Genomic DNA, 14,958 nt, shown 5'->3' on the forward strand with positions numbered 1-14,958 from the left:
TGCATACAAAGTTAATGCAAGCGCATTACCTCGTCAAGTTACCCTCAGCTTCTTTAAACCGGTTTCTTAAGCTCTACCAAAGCGTTCTTAATTACGATAGGTTAAGTACTTAAGGTAATGTAGATTTCGCTTACATTCGGGTTAGAGTTTTATCTAAAAGCAGCGAGGGAAGGGGATGACGCTAGCCATTGTCGCCACGCGCGCAGGGGTAGGATTAGACGCACCGGCGGTGCATGTGGAAGTTCACCTGGCTAATGGCTTACCGGGCCTGACATTAGTGGGCTTACCCGAAACCGCCGTTAAAGAGAGCCGCGAACGGGTGCGCAGTGCATTGGTCAATGCAGGCTTTGATTTCCCTAACACCCGCCGTATTACCTTAAACCTCGCCCCCGCCGATCTGCCTAAAGAGGGTGGCCGCTTTGATCTGCCTATTGCATTAGGCATTTTGGCCGCCTCTGGGCAAATTCCGGTAGAAGCATTGGAAGGCATGGAGTGTGCGGGCGAGCTGGCGTTGGATGGCAAGCTGCGCGCTGTACCGGGAATACTGCCTTTTGCGTTGGCCACTCGACGAGCGAAAAAAGCGCTGATCATACCCCGCAACTGCGCCGATGAAGCGGCACTGGCAGGTGATTTACCGGTGTTGCCGGCCGACACCCTCTGGCAGGTAGTGGCGCACTTACTCGATCAAGAGAAAATTCCCCCGCACAAGCTCAGCGCCTCAGTGAAAACCACTGCCCCGGTAGATGACCTTACCGACGTACGCGGCCAGCAGCAGGCTCGCCGCGCGCTGGAAGTCGCTGCTGCTGGTGGCCATAATCTCCTATTCGCCGGTCCACCCGGCACGGGCAAAACCATGCTGGCCAGCCGCCTGCCAGGCATTCTGCCGCCGCTATCCGAAGAGGATGCCCTGGAAGTCGCTGCCGTGCGCTCGGTGTGCGGGCTACCGCTGGAAGCGGACTGGGGCAAAAGGCCATTTCGCCAGCCCCATCACAGTGCTAGCGCAGCGGCGCTGGTCGGCGGCGGCTCAAAACCTAAACCCGGCGAGATATCCCTTGCTCATCATGGTGTGCTGTTTTTAGACGAGTTACCGGAGTTTTCCCGCCATGTGCTAGAGGTACTTCGCCAACCGCTAGAAACGGGAGAGATCCATTTAGCCCGCGCCAGCCATGAGCGCCGTTATCCGGCTCGGTTTCAATTGGTAGCCGCCATGAATCCCTGCCCCTGCGGCCACTTGGGAGACCCGCGCCAGCGCTGCCAGTGCACCGCCAGCCAAATCCAGCGTTACCAAGCGCGGCTTTCTGGGCCGCTGTTAGACCGTATTGATCTCCAGGTGGAAGTGCCTGCCCTGCCGCCAGAACAGCTCACCGCGCAGACCCAAGGCGAATCTTCGGAAGCCGTGCGTGAGCGGGTAATGGCCGCCCGGGAGCGTCAAATGGCACGCGGCGCGCTCAACAGCCAACTTAGTGGCAAAGCCCTGGAAGCCGCCTGCGCGCTTAATGATGAAGAGCGCGCCTGGCTGGCGGGCGTACTTGAGAAGCTCAAACTCTCTGCCCGTGCCTACCACCGCGTACTGCGGGTAGCGCTAACGCTCGCCGACTTACAGGGAGAGCCCAAGCCCACCCAGCCGCACCTTATTGAAGCGATTGGCTATCGGCAGTTGGATAGGATGCTGAAGGGGGCTTAACGCTGGAAAGTATAACGCGATGCGTTATACTAAATTCAAGTGCCAGCAGGATATTGGGCATGATAAAAAGCTTCAAAGATCGGCAAGCCGCTTTGATTTCGGGAGGCAACTCATCGCACAAGCTGCCGCAAGATATGCAGCGTAATGCGCTCAAGAAATTACGTCAGCTTGATGCTGCCGCCACAATTGATGACTTACGTATTCCGCCTGGTAACCGTTTGGAAGCTTTGCGAGGTGACCGCGAAGGCCAGTACAGCATTCGCATCAATGACCAATGGCATCTATGTTTTCGCTTCCATAATAGCGACACTTTCGATGTCGAAATAGTCGATTACCACTCATAAAGAGAGGTGACAAAATGGCCAAACTTCCTAACATTCACCCCGGTGAAATTTTGTACGAAGATTTCATGCAGCCAATGGCGCTGAGTAAAAATGCGCTGGCTAAGCAGATGGGTGTCCCAGCGACCCGCATTGGTGAAATCACCCTGGGTCGGCGAGCGATTACTGCAGATACTGATTTACGATTATCCAAGATCTTCGACACGAGCGAAGGTTACTGGCTACGTTTGCAAAATATCTACGATTTAGAAGAAGCCCGCCGCCACCAAGTGGCATGATCAAGTCACTTGGTGGCAACTCCACTAACCGCACCTCATTGAGGCGATTGGTTACCGGCAGTTGGATCGGATGTTGAAAGGGGCCTAAGGGTGGTTATTCGCCATTACATCGACAAGCCGTTGGCAGAGGGCGTCGAGCTTCTGGCCGGTAGCAGCGTCATTTAATGCGCCTGAATCGTTAAACGCGCTGCCTGCCTTCGGCAGCGATAGCGGCTGGGGCAATACGATTAAACCAAGATTGGCAAGCAACTGCTGACCTAGCGGCAGCGCGCGGATACCGCCTAGCCCACCGGGTGATGCTCCCACCAACGCGGCCCACTTTCCGGCAAATAGTCCAAGTCCTGGCGTCTCTTGGTAGGGTCTGGAGAGCCAATCCAGGGTGTTTTTCAGCAGTGGTGTAATAAAACCGTTGTACTCCGGCGAGGCGATCAGCACCCCCTGGTGCTCTGCCAATATCTCGCGCAGTTTTACTACATTCTCGGGCATACCTTGGGTTTCGATATCTTCATCAAACAGAGGGCAGGGGTAATCCTTCAGATCTATAAAGGTTGCTTCCCCACCAAGCGCCTCAATGCGCTTCGCGCCAAGCTTGGCTAGCTGCTTGTTCAGTGACGCTTCTCGGGCACTGCCCGCAAATACCAGTACTTTTTGGGTTGATGACGCCATAACCATCTCCTCTCTCAATAACGTATTTGAACAACCCCACCATTTAGCATTTACGCCTGTTAAACAAGGTGTTTTTTGCTACTCAGCGGCTGAGTTCGACGTGCAAGCTTGCTGACATTAAAACGTTTGCTGTTTGTCATTCAATTATCACTATCGCCGAGGAAAATTAGCGATCGCTGAAACTGTTCTAATCTTCCACTCTCTTAAATGGTGAAATAGCGATGATGAAACCGATACTCGCCACTGCTCTACTCGCCTTTGCGTTTACCAGTGCAGCAGACGCTCAGCAGTTATTTACCGCCACCTTGACGGGTCATGCCCAACTACCCGGCAGCACCTTTGTAGCGCCTCCTGCTGGTGCCGCTGGGCACTACAACGTATCAGGCCGTTTTACCGGTCAAGAGGGGCGCGTTGAGCAGCTGTACACTAACGTGCAAGCCACGGGCTTGGCACTACCCTTCCCCAGCCAGCCGCTACAGGGATTTTCAGGCATTCGCTCGCTTGGCGATGGGCGCTTTCTGGTGCTGACCGATAACGGTTTCGGTTCCAAAGCGAACTCCTCCGACGTCATTCTGATGTTTAACATCATAAAGCCCGACTGGGACACTGGACGCGTCGCCATTGAGGAAACCGTTCAACTCTCGGATCCAAACCGTAAGGTACCCTTCCCGATTATGAATGAAGCCACCCCAGGTCGTTTTTTAACCGGCGCTGATTTTGACCCTGAATCGATACAGCCCGTGGGCGATACCTATTGGATTGGGGATGAGTTCGGCCCTTGGATTATTCAAGTCGATAATAAGGGCGAAGTACTTCAAGTGCTGGCCACAGACCCTGGCGGTATACTATTGCGCTCCCCCGACAATGCCTTAGCCCTTACCCCGAACCCCGGCGCGCCCCTCGCTGATGATGTGGTGGTGTTTCGCTCCGGCGGCTATGAAGGCATGGCTCTCGCCGAAGACCAGGCCACCCTCTATCCGTTGCTGGAAAAGCCGATCTGGGACAGCACCGCCAACGCCCCAGAAAGCATTGATGGTACCCCCGTGTTAAGAATGTTCGAGCTCAATGCTGAAACCGCCGAATGGGGTGACACAACCCGCTATTACCCTCTCGAGTCTGCAGACCATGCTATTGGCGATTTCAATCTTATTGGGGGGACTCGCGCCCTAATCATTGAGCGCGATAGCCGTCAGGGAGACCCGCGAGAAGAGTGGGCAGACAATCCCGCCGAGTTCAAACGCATCTATCTCATCGACCTCGAGCGTACAAATGAACAGGGTGTACTTGAGAAAATCGCCTATATAGACCTTATGGATATCCAGGATCCAGACGGCCTTGCACCGCGGGGCACACTCAACGGCACCTTTAATTTTCCGTTTGTGACCATCGAGAACGTAGATCTCGTTGATGAGAACACCATCGTGGTCGCCAATGACAATAACTACCCTTTCTCAATTGGTCGTCAGGAGGGTCACGCCGATGATAATGAGCTAATACTGCTCAATGTGGAGGAGTTCTTGAACGCCCAATAACTAAGAAAAGCATCTGGGCAGAGCGGCAAGTCACTGAATAAATCCTTATGAGGATTTATTCAGTGGGCTTAATTTCAGGAAAACGATCACTCTCTGATGACGGTTTAGCCGATAATGACGTGGATGGTAATGGTTGTGCCTGCAACTGATAACCTAAGCAGCCCCATATGGCGACACTAAAGCCTAAAAAGCCGCTAAACGCTCTTAAGTCTCTAAACATTGCTTGTGTAAGACCAAAATCAAAAAACGCAATGACAACCATCGTCCCGCTTACCGCCAAAAGACGCACTCGTATATTATCCTCGGCCTGTAGCAGTTTTTTAGTAAATGCCGCTGCAAAAGCTATATAGACCAGTAACAAACTGATCAACCCTACCCCACCCCTACGGGCAAGGGTATCAATCATATCGCTATGTAGCTGCGGATAATCAGCGATTCTTTCATAAAGAGTGCCTTTAGCTGTTAATGCATCTAGCCAAACCTGTACGCCTCCTTCTCCCACACCCAGTACTGGGTTCTCTTTGAACATATACCACCCGGCCCGCCAAAGTTCGAAGCGAACACCTAAAGAGGAATTAGCACTATCTGTTATAAGGTATTGATAAATATCGTCAAATATAGCTACTAAGCGTAACCATACGCCTGTCGGGGGGTAGGCGATGATAGCGACGATTATTAACACTATAAATAGAATAGCTATATTGCGAACTTTATAACTTATCAAATGCTTCGTTGCTGGCAATAGCAAAGCAGCCAAAAAAGGAATCGACACCCAACCACCTCGGGTACCTGATAATAAAGAAGCTAAAAACCCCATAAAAGCAGCACTAATAGCTAAAACCAACAGCCAATAATAAAGTTGTCGCTGTTTTTGGAAATAATAAATACCTGCGACTAACGAAAGCACACCCATAAGGAGTGACAAATTACCAAAGGGAATGGCGTTAATACCATTATCAGCTCTCTCTAAGCCAATAAAGACTCTCTCATATATCGCAATTATGCCGGTGCCTACTGCTCCACAGCACACACCTACCCAAAGCCAATGAGGTGAAGGAGGGAAAACACGCAGTGCTAGCAAAACAAACGCTGCTATAAAAGGCCAAAGGTGGAGACGATGGAATCCCTCATAATCCACCAAGGGCAAGCTGTTGCCATCCAATACACTCCACCACCAAACACTACCAAAAAACACAAGTGCGCCTGCCAACTTGTAGTCATCCGACGTGTATATCCGTGGAAAATATCTATAGCTAATAAGAGCGCCACACGTCAGTAGCGAAGACACTAGGGCAGCAACCCCAAACCACCAATATGAAACCGGAATAAGCACAAGCGTTGCCGCAAAACCAAAAACAATAATGCCATTAACTAACGAAAGCGTCCTGCCGGCCCATCCTTGCCGTACGGTCTGTATAGTATTCATTCAAATAAGATCATGTTGATAATATTTAGCTTGGCGACTGAACAAGTCGTGATAGATCCCACCTAGCTCAAACAACGATTCATGGGTACCAGACTCTTTGATCTCCCCATCGTCCATCACATAGATGTAGTCAGCCAATCGAATTGTTGACAATCTGTGACTAATAACCAAGGCGGAACGGTGGCTAATACGCTCCCGGAAGTTTTCAAACAGCTCCGATTCCGCGACAGGATCCATCGCGCTGGTAGGCTCATCCAAAATAACAATATTAGACTTAAGCATAAAGGCGCGGGCAAGTGCAATTTTTTGCCATTGTCCGACACTCAGCTCTTTGCCATTGTCGAATAGGCGAGTCAGCATGGTGTCGTACTTGTCGTCCAACTCTTCAATAAAGGCAGCAGCACCTGCGTTTTCAGCAGCCCATGGGACAGTTTGTGCTGCGTCGCTACCATTTATATGACCAAAGCGAATGTTCTCGTGAACAGATTCCGCATAATGCGAATAATCTTGAAATATCACGCTGAAAAGCTGCCGATACTCATCGATATCACAGTTCTGAGCATCGATTCCGTTAATCTGAATACTGCCTTCAGTAGGATCATACAAACGCGTCATTAATTTAATTAACGATGTTTTACCAGAGCCGTTAGCACCAACCAACGCCACAATCTGGCCTGGTTTAATCTCCATATTCACGTTTTTAATTACGTTTTTATGAGTTCCCGGATAGGCAAAGCATACATTTTCTAGTTTTAAGTTAGCTTTTTCAGAGTGTACAATTTTGACAGGCTGTGTTGACCTTGGAACGGTATGCTGCATATCCATAAACTCAAACAGCATGCCCATATATAAATGATCTTCATAAAGCTTGGAAAGTTGCTGAACAAGCTCTTGCCCCATTGTTTGGGCGCGCTGAAAAATCAATAAAAACAGTACTAGTTCGCCAACACTATTTTGCCCTTGAGCGGTCTGCCAAGCCAAGTAGCCCAGCGAGGTAAAAAATATCATCGATGCAACTACCGCAACGATGGATTCCACCATGGTACGCTTGCGGCTGATGGCAAGTTTTTCACCGCGAATATCGTCGCGAATATGTTTGTATTTAAACCTTAGAAAATTGCCTAACTGATTAAGACGAAGTTCTTTCGCATGAATATCCGAGGTCATTAACCAATCTAAATACCCTGCCCGACGCTCCATTTGAGTTCTTCTACGCTGCCAATCGTAAAGAATGCGCGTAAAATAAATCCGTGCAATTAATGCAGGAACGATGGCAAATAGAATTATCGGCAATAAAAGCCAGTTAATGGTGGCAATCATTACAACGATGGCCGCCAACATTAAAATATTCTTGCCCAGTAACATTAAATTGCTGGCAACTTGAGCAGGTCGCTGGCTTCCAGATTGGCGGGCCCGCTCCAGCGTATCGTGATAAAGCGGGCTTTCATAAAAAGCGAGATCGACACTGATTGCCGTCTCTTGCACCATATTGTCGACATGGTCAGCGACTAACATTCCCTGAGTTTCACGGGCGAATCCGGCTAACGCTCTTGCCACGACATAGGCAAGCGTTCCCAAGCCTGTTAGCACCACATAGTGTAATACTTCACCCACATTGTCTGCAGCCGTTGGCTCAGCAAGCACCTCGGTTACCACGTCGACCATCTGCTTTAAAAGATAAAGCACACCAAGTCCGGAAATGATTTCAAGTGCTATAAAAAAAGTACTTAACAACGTCCATTTTCTGCTACTTTTCCAAGAGATAGAAAGAATACGCATCAGCGAAGAAAAAGACGCAAAAAGCTTATTAACTGAAGTCATTCAATTTGCCCCACACTATTAATTAGTTGTTTCATTTTTGAGCTAAACGCGAATAAGCTTCATGAAAAGGACGGATGCAGCGATATACCCATTGCCACCGCGGGGAAAGTGGCCAAGCTGCATAATTTTCGTAGGTCGGACGAAATATTCGCTTCCAGCCTGTTAATCGCCATTGCCAGATATGAGCGCTATTGGTTTGCCAGGTAAAAGAAAAATCAGGTGTCGGCTTTGTACGGCTCAAGGAGTGTTCGAACTCAATATCACCATGCATTGCCAAGATAGCGGTGCGCACCAACTCACGGGTATTAGGCGATAAATTTTCAATATCGTTTATGGTAGGTGCACTAAAAAAGTCTACCATTTCCAAACATGACCTTACCGTACTGCTTAATGCATGCCGATCAGCACATGCCATTACCTCTTCAATATTAAAATCCTTATGGGCTTGCATCGCAGTGATATCAACTAACCAATGCAGCCGAGACCAATAGTGCTTGGTATGGTGCCAGCATAGATAAACAAACAGCTCACTGACAGGCATCACAAAGGTATTAATATTATTGATGGTGATAGGTTGACGCTTTGCTATCATTTGCGATGCATCAAACACGGATCCGGTATTATCGATCTTAGTATGAAATTCCACAGCAACGTTACGTGGTGAGAGTAATGTAACGACTTTTTGATGATGTGCTACGAAAGCAACGCTTTCATCATTAGCTGTCAATTCTTTTGGATCATGGGGCTGGTATCCGTTATTCAATGCATATTGCAAAATGCGCGGCAGATCATTTTTGGAAACCAGGATATCCACATCTCGGCATAGCCGCTGTGCAGGCTCATTGTAGAATTGAAACGCTAGCGTAGGCCCTTTGAAACAGAGGTGTGGGATGCCTAGCGGCGATAGCACATCCCTTACTATATTTTTAAATTCCGATGTAATATTCAAATTATGCTGTAAGGCACGTAATGAGTAGAGCTTCATTATATCGAGATAGTCGACCGGAATTTGATCTTTCCACCACCGGCTAAGATGCCCGTGCACAACAGGTAATACAAAGCGCTCTGATGCCTGATAAATAAACCCTTCCCAGTCATGCACGAGAGGGATGAGCTCGCTGGCCACCTGAATCTGTTCTTGACTCAAATCTAGCCGCGATAACAACAAAAGTAGCTGAAAGTTAGGATCTGCCATGTGTTGGACAGGACAATCAGGCATCATACGCTCATCCATATTCTTCAATTATTCCTGCCTTGGGAAGGGGCCACCGGCTCATGAACGATTATCAATATCAATTAAAAACGTTTGAACCAGACAATTTGTAAACCAATCAAAACCTATACTGTTTGGGTATCTGCTTGCGGGATCACTGTCACCCCTACCCAAAAACAACAACTTACAGGGCATTTCTCTCAAAAGTGAGGCGTTAGTGATGCAAGCTTATCTCGATTTAATTATATGTATGGTGCGACAACTCATCAAATTTGACTATTATCTTTACATTTAATGTTACCTTATGTAAACAGAATTAACATTTCAATGATTCAGGCTGTATCTTCATCAAAATGGACGCTGTTCAAGGTCAATTTTACGCATTGAACTACGTCCGCTAGATGATCAGAACACATAAAGGATGACAATTCGACGCTATGACCACCTCTACGCCTCAACCCGACTCACACTGCAATGCTAACGATGTCTTTAACGTACAAATGCCCTGGGAAATTCCCTATTTTTCAAAGGCTGAAGAGCACGTACCAGAGATAGATCCCCACTTTCATTTTGTTGAGAGTGCAACGCGGGCCATTTTGATGGGTTTTGCGCAAAATCGGCGCGTCTATGTGTATGGCCCGCATGGCAGCGGTAAGTCGTCGCATATCGAACAGGTTGCTGCTCACCTAAATTGGCCATGCATACGCATAAACCTAGATGGTCATATTACCCGAGCCGACTTGATAGGTCGCGATATGGTGGTCATTCGTGACGGAAAACAAGTTACAGAATTTGTGCCCGGCATGTTGGTCTGGGCCATGCAGCGCCCCATCGCACTTATTCTCGATGAATATGATGCAGGACGCCCTGACGTCATGTTTGTGATTCAGCGCGTACTTGAAACACAAGGTAAATTAACTTTACTTGATCAAAATCAAGTGATTACTCCCCATCCTTCTTTCCGACTTTTTGCGACGGCGAATACTGCGGGCCAGGGAGATGCTTCAGGGCTTTATGTAGGTACCCAGGCTCTTAACCAAGCCCAGCTTGACCGTTGGCACGTGACCACCGAGCTTGGTTATATGTCAGAAGAAGCTGAAATGCACCTGCTACAAAGAAAGCTCAGTGAATTACCCTCCGAACAAGTTCAACGCATGGTTACCTGCGCGGGTCTTCTTCGCCAAGCATTTGCACAAGGCGATGTCACCACCCTTATATCGCTACGTACATTGATTTCTTGGGGAGAGAATAGCTTACTGCTCAATGACCCCCATGAAGCGATGCGTCTTAGCTTTTTCAACCGTTGCGATGAAGTCGAGCGCTCACTGGTTTCTGAAATTTATCAACGCTGTTTTGATGTTGAGCTGATATGAGGGCCAAGTAATGCCGTTGCGCACCAGTCATGAGCAAGCGCTTTTAGAGGCGTGGACGCGCACCTATTCTTCTGGGCGTATTACCCCTTCCCTTTTGACAAGCACTCAGCCAGCTTCACTAAAACACCGTGGAGCAGCAGATGCACTTGCTGCATGGCGTCGCTGGCATGATGCAAAGCAACAAACCAGATTTACCGATAATGAGCAAAGCTGGTACAGCTTGCTTGAGCGTGCCAGAGTGGAAACCATTGCTATACAAGAATTACCTGGTATAGCACACAATTTAGCGAACCCTGTCACCACGGCCCCTGCCAATAAAGAAATGGCTGCGCTTTATCAGGCTGCGCGCCTTATTTTCCTAGGAATGCCTGCTGATAACGAGATTCTACTTTCAGCGCAGCCACAGCCTGCGCCCAAAAGTTTATTAAAGCGGGCATTGCGTCAGATAAGGGGACAACAACCCGCTGCCCTCCCCATGCCTACTCTAAGTGACGATGAGCTAAAAAATGGACTGCAAATAGCGTCTCATCACCTTCAGGAAAGCAGCGAGTTCGCTTCTAGTGTGCTGCCCATCGTTCAACAACTTGCCCGTTTTTATACGCTGCCTCTAACATCTCCACCGCAGGTCAACACCAGTCAAGATTTAGATGATCAAAATGAGGCAGAGGAAGATGAGTCTGCTAGTGAAGAGTTAACGGAATCTGGCTTGGCAGACGAACTCTCTGAACGAGACGACCAAAAACAGAATTACGCGGTTTTCTCTCGCCACTGGGATACCGTGCAGCCTGCCAGCTATTGGTTAAAGCCTGATGATATAGAGGCGCTAAAAGAACTCCACCAGCTTGACCAGCGACGTATCAAGCAGCTTGCTCATCGCCTGCAAAGACGCCTGTTAGCCGCCAGTCAGCGCCGCTGGTTATTCGATCAAGAAGATGGCAGGTTAGACAACCGGCGTTTAGCGAGGTTACTCGACGACAAGCCTATCCAGCGCGTTTTCCGTATAGAAAAAGAAGCGCTTATGCCAGAAGCCAGCGTGACACTTTTGGTCGATCAGTCTGGCTCTATGGACATAAAGCGTCGGCAAATGGCGGCTATCGCCATTGAACTAGCGGTGCATACATTAGAAAACTGTAAGATACGCTGCGAAGTCCTGGGCTTCACTACGCGTTACACCGCCGACAATCCGGTTTTTAGACGCTGGCAAGAGCTCGGGAAGCCTGAGCAGCCAGGACGCCTGAATGCACTACAACATATTATTTATAAAATCCCTGAGCAGCCATGGCGACGAACTAAACATAACTTAGGCTTGCTGTTACGACAGATGCCTGGCCATGAAAATATTGATGGTGAGGCATTACACTGGGCGGCCAATCGGCTCAGCCGCCAGCCCCAGCCGCGCAAAATCATGATCGTTATCTCGGATGGTGCGCCCTACGACAAAGCCACCACCCAGGCTAATGGTCGTGATTTTTTGGAGCGCCACCTGCGCTTGATCATTAATGATATTGAGAAAAGTCCTATCAGCCTGGCGGCGATTGGGACAGGCCAAGATGTAGCTCGTTTTTATAACAACGCCGTCACCGTTAGAAGCCCCGAAGCAGTAGCAGAAACGTTATTTGAAAAGCTGGGCGACCTGCTTGTGCCAGCGCAAACCAATGAGGCTTTACCATGAGCGCTATTGCAGGGCTTATTCAACTTGATGCGAGTGCCATTGATCGCAGTACCCTGCAACGTATGCAGACGCTGCTAACGCCTTACGGACGCGATGCCCAGCATAGCTGGCACCAGCAGAACGCAGGTCTCTCACGCGCCTTGTTACGCACTACGCCAGAAGACAGCCTAGACCAACAGCCCCTTTGGCGCGCGGCAGATAAACTGGCCATGGTGTTTGATGGCCGGATAGATAACCGCGATGAGCTGTGTGAAAAGCTCAGCATCGATACGACCCAAGCAGCCTTAATGGCCGATAGCGAGCTGGTTTATCAAGCCTGCCTGCGCTGGGACACAGAAACTCCTAAGCATTTACTTGGTGATTTCGCATTGGCATGTTGGGAGCCGCAGCGTCAGCGCCTATGGCTAGCCCGCGACCCTTTGGGTATGCGTCCCCTTTACTGGCATCAGCAAAGCAGCCTGTTAGCGTTTGCGACAATGCCCAAGGCACTGTTTGCGATACCCGGCCTTACTAAAGCCATCAGCGAAGAGCAGTTGCACGACTATTTATGCCTGATTCCTTCGTCAGGGCCTGAGACGTTATATAAAGATGTTTATCGTGTTGAAGCCGGTCAGGTAGCTTTGTTTGAAAATGGGCAAGTCAATACGCATTTTTATCATCGCTTCGACCCTGACTACGAGCTCAAGCTTGATAGTGACGAAGCGTATGTTGATGCGCTTCGAGAGCAGCTCGAACAGGCGGTTAATCGGCGCTTGCGAGCAAATGGGCCGATAGGTGCAGAACTCAGCTCAGGTTTAGATAGCTCTACAGTGACAGCCACTGCGGCTAAATTACTGGCCAAACGCAACCAATCAATAACAGCCTTTACCGCCGTGCCACGGGAAGGGTTTGACGGGCCAGTGATACGCGGGCGCCACGCGGATGAGTCCGTTGGCGCCAGCGCTTTGGTAAAACGGTTTAGCAACATTGAGCACACGTTGATCCGCACTGGGGAGACAACGCCGCTTGATCAATTGCAGGAAGTTGTTGAGCTGCTAGATCGTCCTCCCTTCAATATATGCAATATGGGCTGGTGGATAGCGATTCGCAAAAATGCCGCCCAGCGCGGCATCAAAGTACTATTAACAGGCTCCATGGGTAACTTCAGCATCTCTTACGAAGGCTACCCATACTTGGCGTGGCTATTGCGCAAGGGGCGGTGGATAACACTTTATAGAGTATGCAAAGGGCTAATCCAGCATCAGCCTTCGCTGAAATGGCGAAACTTGCTGAGACCGTGCCTGGCCCCATTATGGCCTAATGTTATATGGCGACTGCGCGAAGCAGCACGTGGCAGGATATTGTCGTTAACGAAATATTCAGCCATTCGCCCAGCTTGGTCTAAGCAGCTGGGTACGCAACAGCGAGCTAAGCAAGCTGGCGTTGACACCAGCTTTCAGCCCGCTTGGCAAGGCCGCCAACAGCGCATTCAATCGATCAACATGATGGAAAATGGTGATTACAACGCTCTTGCGAACACCTTTGGTATTGAAATGCGCGACCCTACTGCCGACGTGCGCTTGATTGAGTTTTGTTTAGCCATCCCTGAATCTCAATACGTAGGGGGCGGGCAATTTAAATGGCTACTGATGCGTCTTATGAAAGATGTACTTCCGCCGGAAATTCTTGATGTAAAAACCCGCGGCTTACAGTCAGCGGATTGGTACGAACAGTTAGATACCGCATTACCGCAAATTCGTGAGGAGATCGAAAAGCTTAAAGCGCACGGTAGCGCTGGCGACTACCTAGATATCGAAAGCCTGGAGAAAGCGTTAGACGAATGGCCCTCTCATGGCGCATTAGATGGCAAGGAGGCCGAACTACGCTACCGAACAAGAATGCTGCGTGGTTTGTCGGTAGGACGCTTCGTGCGCTACGCTGACGAACAAAATGAGTAAACCAACGCAACCAAATATAATAGACGTGTAACAGCCAACTTACTATAGTGGTTGTGTTGTCGCATTTGAGGCAACATTTCTGTTGTTAAAGGAGAGCTATATGTTACATATGGATCGCAAGACCTACGAAACGCCTTCGCTTCAAGAGCTAGGCGCAATGAAAGAGATTACCGAAAATGGTAGTCAGGCTTTTAGCGACACATTCCAGGGCCAAGACGGCACTGCGTTTGATGTAGGCTCCTGATTTAGTCAGTGAGCTGTAAGTAATACACCGCATGTCACATTACGTGGCATGCGGTTTTTTTTATTTATCAAGCCTATATGATCCATGATCAGCTGAGCTACAGCAGCTACTTTCACTCAAGTAGCTTCATTGAAAAAAGTAAAATCATGCACTTACCAACAGGTTAATTATTAATTAAATTTTACAAAACATATGATTACAAAAAAACACCATTGATACGTAATTTAGGGGCCCCCTGCCTTCATGTGGTTCATTTTTTATGCTCACTTGAATCAATATAGTGCATCAAGAGTGAAAAAATGGCTTTTTTTAAAAAAAATTTACTAAGAAGCAAATTAAAATAAAGCAAATATAATCAGTCACTTAACAGAAATAATGGCTAATTAAATATCGGATTTTAGGCAAAACCGCTCAAATGGGTGATTATTTTAGGCCACGGTAATCAAATGTAACAAATATAGGTGGACGAGTAACGTAACAGTTACTATAGTGTGTTTGTTGCCTCCAGGAAGGCATCGCTCAACCTAAGGGAATCGACATGCTAAATACAGAACGCAAAACCTATGAAGCCCCTATGTTGCAAGAACTAGGCGCGATGAAAGACATTACTGAAGCCGGTGATCAACCCAATGCTGATCAAATGGGTGGACGTAATAACACTGCCTGGGCTCCAGGCTCTTGATTTGATGCACTACGTTTGTAAGTGCGACGCATGCCACTTTATGTGGCATGCGCTTTATTGCGTGTAAGAAAATATTTTTGTTAATTTAT

13 protein-coding genes are annotated in these 14,958 nt (G+C 48.6%); 9 read left to right on the top strand and 4 right to left on the bottom strand.

Annotated features, from left to right (window positions below; all coding sequences use genetic code 11):
* The first annotated feature begins 175 nt into the window (after nt 1-175).
* The 3 genes from MLE19_RS11405 to MLE19_RS11415 are packed head-to-tail and all read left to right on the top strand — an operon-like array spanning nt 176 to nt 2,303.
* Nucleotides 176-1,684, top strand: a complete 1,509-nt coding sequence (locus MLE19_RS11405) for a YifB family Mg chelatase-like AAA ATPase (protein WP_240718303.1) — start codon at nt 176-178, stop codon at nt 1,682-1,684.
* 59 nt (nt 1,685-1,743) lie between these two features.
* Complete coding sequence (locus MLE19_RS11410) at nt 1,744-2,028, top strand: type II toxin-antitoxin system RelE/ParE family toxin (protein WP_240718304.1); 285 nt, start codon at nt 1,744-1,746, stop codon at nt 2,026-2,028.
* A 14-nt stretch (nt 2,029-2,042) separates the two neighbouring features.
* On the top strand, nt 2,043-2,303 hold the full coding sequence (locus MLE19_RS11415) for a HigA family addiction module antitoxin (RefSeq protein WP_240718305.1): 261 nt from the start codon (nt 2,043-2,045) through the stop codon (nt 2,301-2,303).
* Nucleotides 2,304-2,387: 84 nt separating this feature from the next.
* Here MLE19_RS11415 and MLE19_RS11420 read toward each other — a convergent pair whose 3' ends face one another.
* The gene (locus tag MLE19_RS11420) at nt 2,388-2,969 is read right to left on the bottom strand and encodes an NADPH-dependent FMN reductase (RefSeq protein ID WP_240718306.1); all 582 of its coding nucleotides are present in this window, start codon (nt 2,967-2,969) and stop codon (nt 2,388-2,390) included.
* 221 nt (nt 2,970-3,190) lie between these two features.
* Here MLE19_RS11420 and MLE19_RS11425 point away from each other — a divergent pair, with 221 nt between their 5' ends.
* Nucleotides 3,191-4,501, top strand: coding sequence for an esterase-like activity of phytase family protein (locus MLE19_RS11425; RefSeq protein ID WP_240718307.1), 1,311 nt, complete (start codon nt 3,191-3,193; stop codon nt 4,499-4,501).
* 55 nt (nt 4,502-4,556) lie between these two features.
* On the opposite strand, the gene MLE19_RS11430 is transcribed toward MLE19_RS11425, so the two are convergent.
* Genes MLE19_RS11430 through MLE19_RS11440 form a run of 3 tightly spaced genes read right to left on the bottom strand, consistent with a single transcriptional unit; the run spans nt 4,557 to nt 8,982 of the window.
* On the bottom strand, nt 4,557-5,927 hold the full coding sequence (locus tag MLE19_RS11430) for an O-antigen ligase family protein (RefSeq protein ID WP_240718308.1): 1,371 nt from the start codon (nt 5,925-5,927) through the stop codon (nt 4,557-4,559).
* The gene (locus tag MLE19_RS11435) at nt 5,928-7,748 is read right to left on the bottom strand and encodes an ABC transporter ATP-binding protein (RefSeq protein ID WP_240718309.1); all 1,821 of its coding nucleotides are present in this window, start codon (nt 7,746-7,748) and stop codon (nt 5,928-5,930) included.
* A gap of 31 nt (nt 7,749-7,779) precedes the next feature.
* Nucleotides 7,780-8,982, bottom strand: coding sequence for a nucleotidyltransferase domain-containing protein (locus tag MLE19_RS11440; RefSeq protein WP_240718310.1), 1,203 nt, complete (start codon nt 8,980-8,982; stop codon nt 7,780-7,782).
* A 416-nt stretch (nt 8,983-9,398) separates the two neighbouring features.
* Here MLE19_RS11440 and MLE19_RS11445 point away from each other — a divergent pair, with 416 nt between their 5' ends.
* The 5 genes from MLE19_RS11445 (at nt 9,399) to MLE19_RS11465 (ending at nt 14,869) form a co-directional block, all read left to right on the top strand.
* Nucleotides 9,399-10,334 (top strand): AAA family ATPase, encoded by a 936-nt coding sequence (locus MLE19_RS11445; protein WP_240718311.1) that lies wholly within the window; start codon nt 9,399-9,401, stop codon nt 10,332-10,334.
* Between the two features lie 10 nt (nt 10,335-10,344).
* A complete protein-coding gene (locus MLE19_RS11450) occupies nt 10,345-12,006 on the top strand; it encodes a cobaltochelatase CobT-related protein (protein ID WP_240718312.1) in 1,662 nt (553 codons plus the stop codon).
* Complete coding sequence (locus MLE19_RS11455) at nt 12,003-13,943, top strand: asparagine synthetase B family protein (RefSeq protein ID WP_240718313.1); 1,941 nt, start codon at nt 12,003-12,005, stop codon at nt 13,941-13,943. The genes MLE19_RS11450 and MLE19_RS11455 overlap by 4 nt, the downstream gene beginning before the upstream one ends.
* 100 nt (nt 13,944-14,043) lie before the next feature.
* Nucleotides 14,044-14,187 (top strand): hypothetical protein, encoded by a 144-nt coding sequence (locus tag MLE19_RS11460; RefSeq protein ID WP_240718314.1) that lies wholly within the window; start codon nt 14,044-14,046, stop codon nt 14,185-14,187.
* Between the two features lie 538 nt (nt 14,188-14,725).
* A complete protein-coding gene (locus MLE19_RS11465) occupies nt 14,726-14,869 on the top strand; it encodes a hypothetical protein (protein WP_240718315.1) in 144 nt (47 codons plus the stop codon).
* Nucleotides 14,870-14,958: the final 89 nt, after the last annotated feature.

The sequence above is a fragment of the Vreelandella neptunia genome, assembly GCF_022489065.1.
In the GTDB taxonomy this organism is placed as follows: Bacteria; Pseudomonadota; Gammaproteobacteria; order Pseudomonadales; family Halomonadaceae; genus Vreelandella; species Vreelandella neptunia_A.

Bases quoted from the DNA above. Each gene is read 5' to 3' on its own strand.
- MLE19_RS11405 (WP_240718303.1), top strand. From the start codon at position 176: ATGACGCTAGCCATTGTCGCCACGCGCGCAGGGGTAGGATTAGACGCA.
- MLE19_RS11410 (WP_240718304.1), top strand. From the start codon at position 1,744: ATGATAAAAAGCTTCAAAGATCGGCAAGCCGCTTTGATTTCGGGAGGC.
- MLE19_RS11415 (WP_240718305.1), top strand. From the start codon at position 2,043: ATGGCCAAACTTCCTAACATTCACCCCGGTGAAATTTTGTACGAAGAT.
- MLE19_RS11420 (WP_240718306.1), bottom strand. From the start codon at position 2,969: ATGGCGTCATCAACCCAAAAAGTACTGGTATTTGCGGGCAGTGCCCGA.
- MLE19_RS11425 (WP_240718307.1), top strand. From the start codon at position 3,191: ATGATGAAACCGATACTCGCCACTGCTCTACTCGCCTTTGCGTTTACC.
- MLE19_RS11430 (WP_240718308.1), bottom strand. From the start codon at position 5,927: ATGAATACTATACAGACCGTACGGCAAGGATGGGCCGGCAGGACGCTT.
- MLE19_RS11435 (WP_240718309.1), bottom strand. From the start codon at position 7,748: ATGACTTCAGTTAATAAGCTTTTTGCGTCTTTTTCTTCGCTGATGCGT.
- MLE19_RS11440 (WP_240718310.1), bottom strand. From the start codon at position 8,982: ATGGATGAGCGTATGATGCCTGATTGTCCTGTCCAACACATGGCAGAT.
- MLE19_RS11445 (WP_240718311.1), top strand. From the start codon at position 9,399: ATGACCACCTCTACGCCTCAACCCGACTCACACTGCAATGCTAACGAT.
- MLE19_RS11450 (WP_240718312.1), top strand. From the start codon at position 10,345: ATGCCGTTGCGCACCAGTCATGAGCAAGCGCTTTTAGAGGCGTGGACG.
- MLE19_RS11455 (WP_240718313.1), top strand. From the start codon at position 12,003: ATGAGCGCTATTGCAGGGCTTATTCAACTTGATGCGAGTGCCATTGAT.
- MLE19_RS11460 (WP_240718314.1), top strand. From the start codon at position 14,044: ATGTTACATATGGATCGCAAGACCTACGAAACGCCTTCGCTTCAAGAG.
- MLE19_RS11465 (WP_240718315.1), top strand. From the start codon at position 14,726: ATGCTAAATACAGAACGCAAAACCTATGAAGCCCCTATGTTGCAAGAA.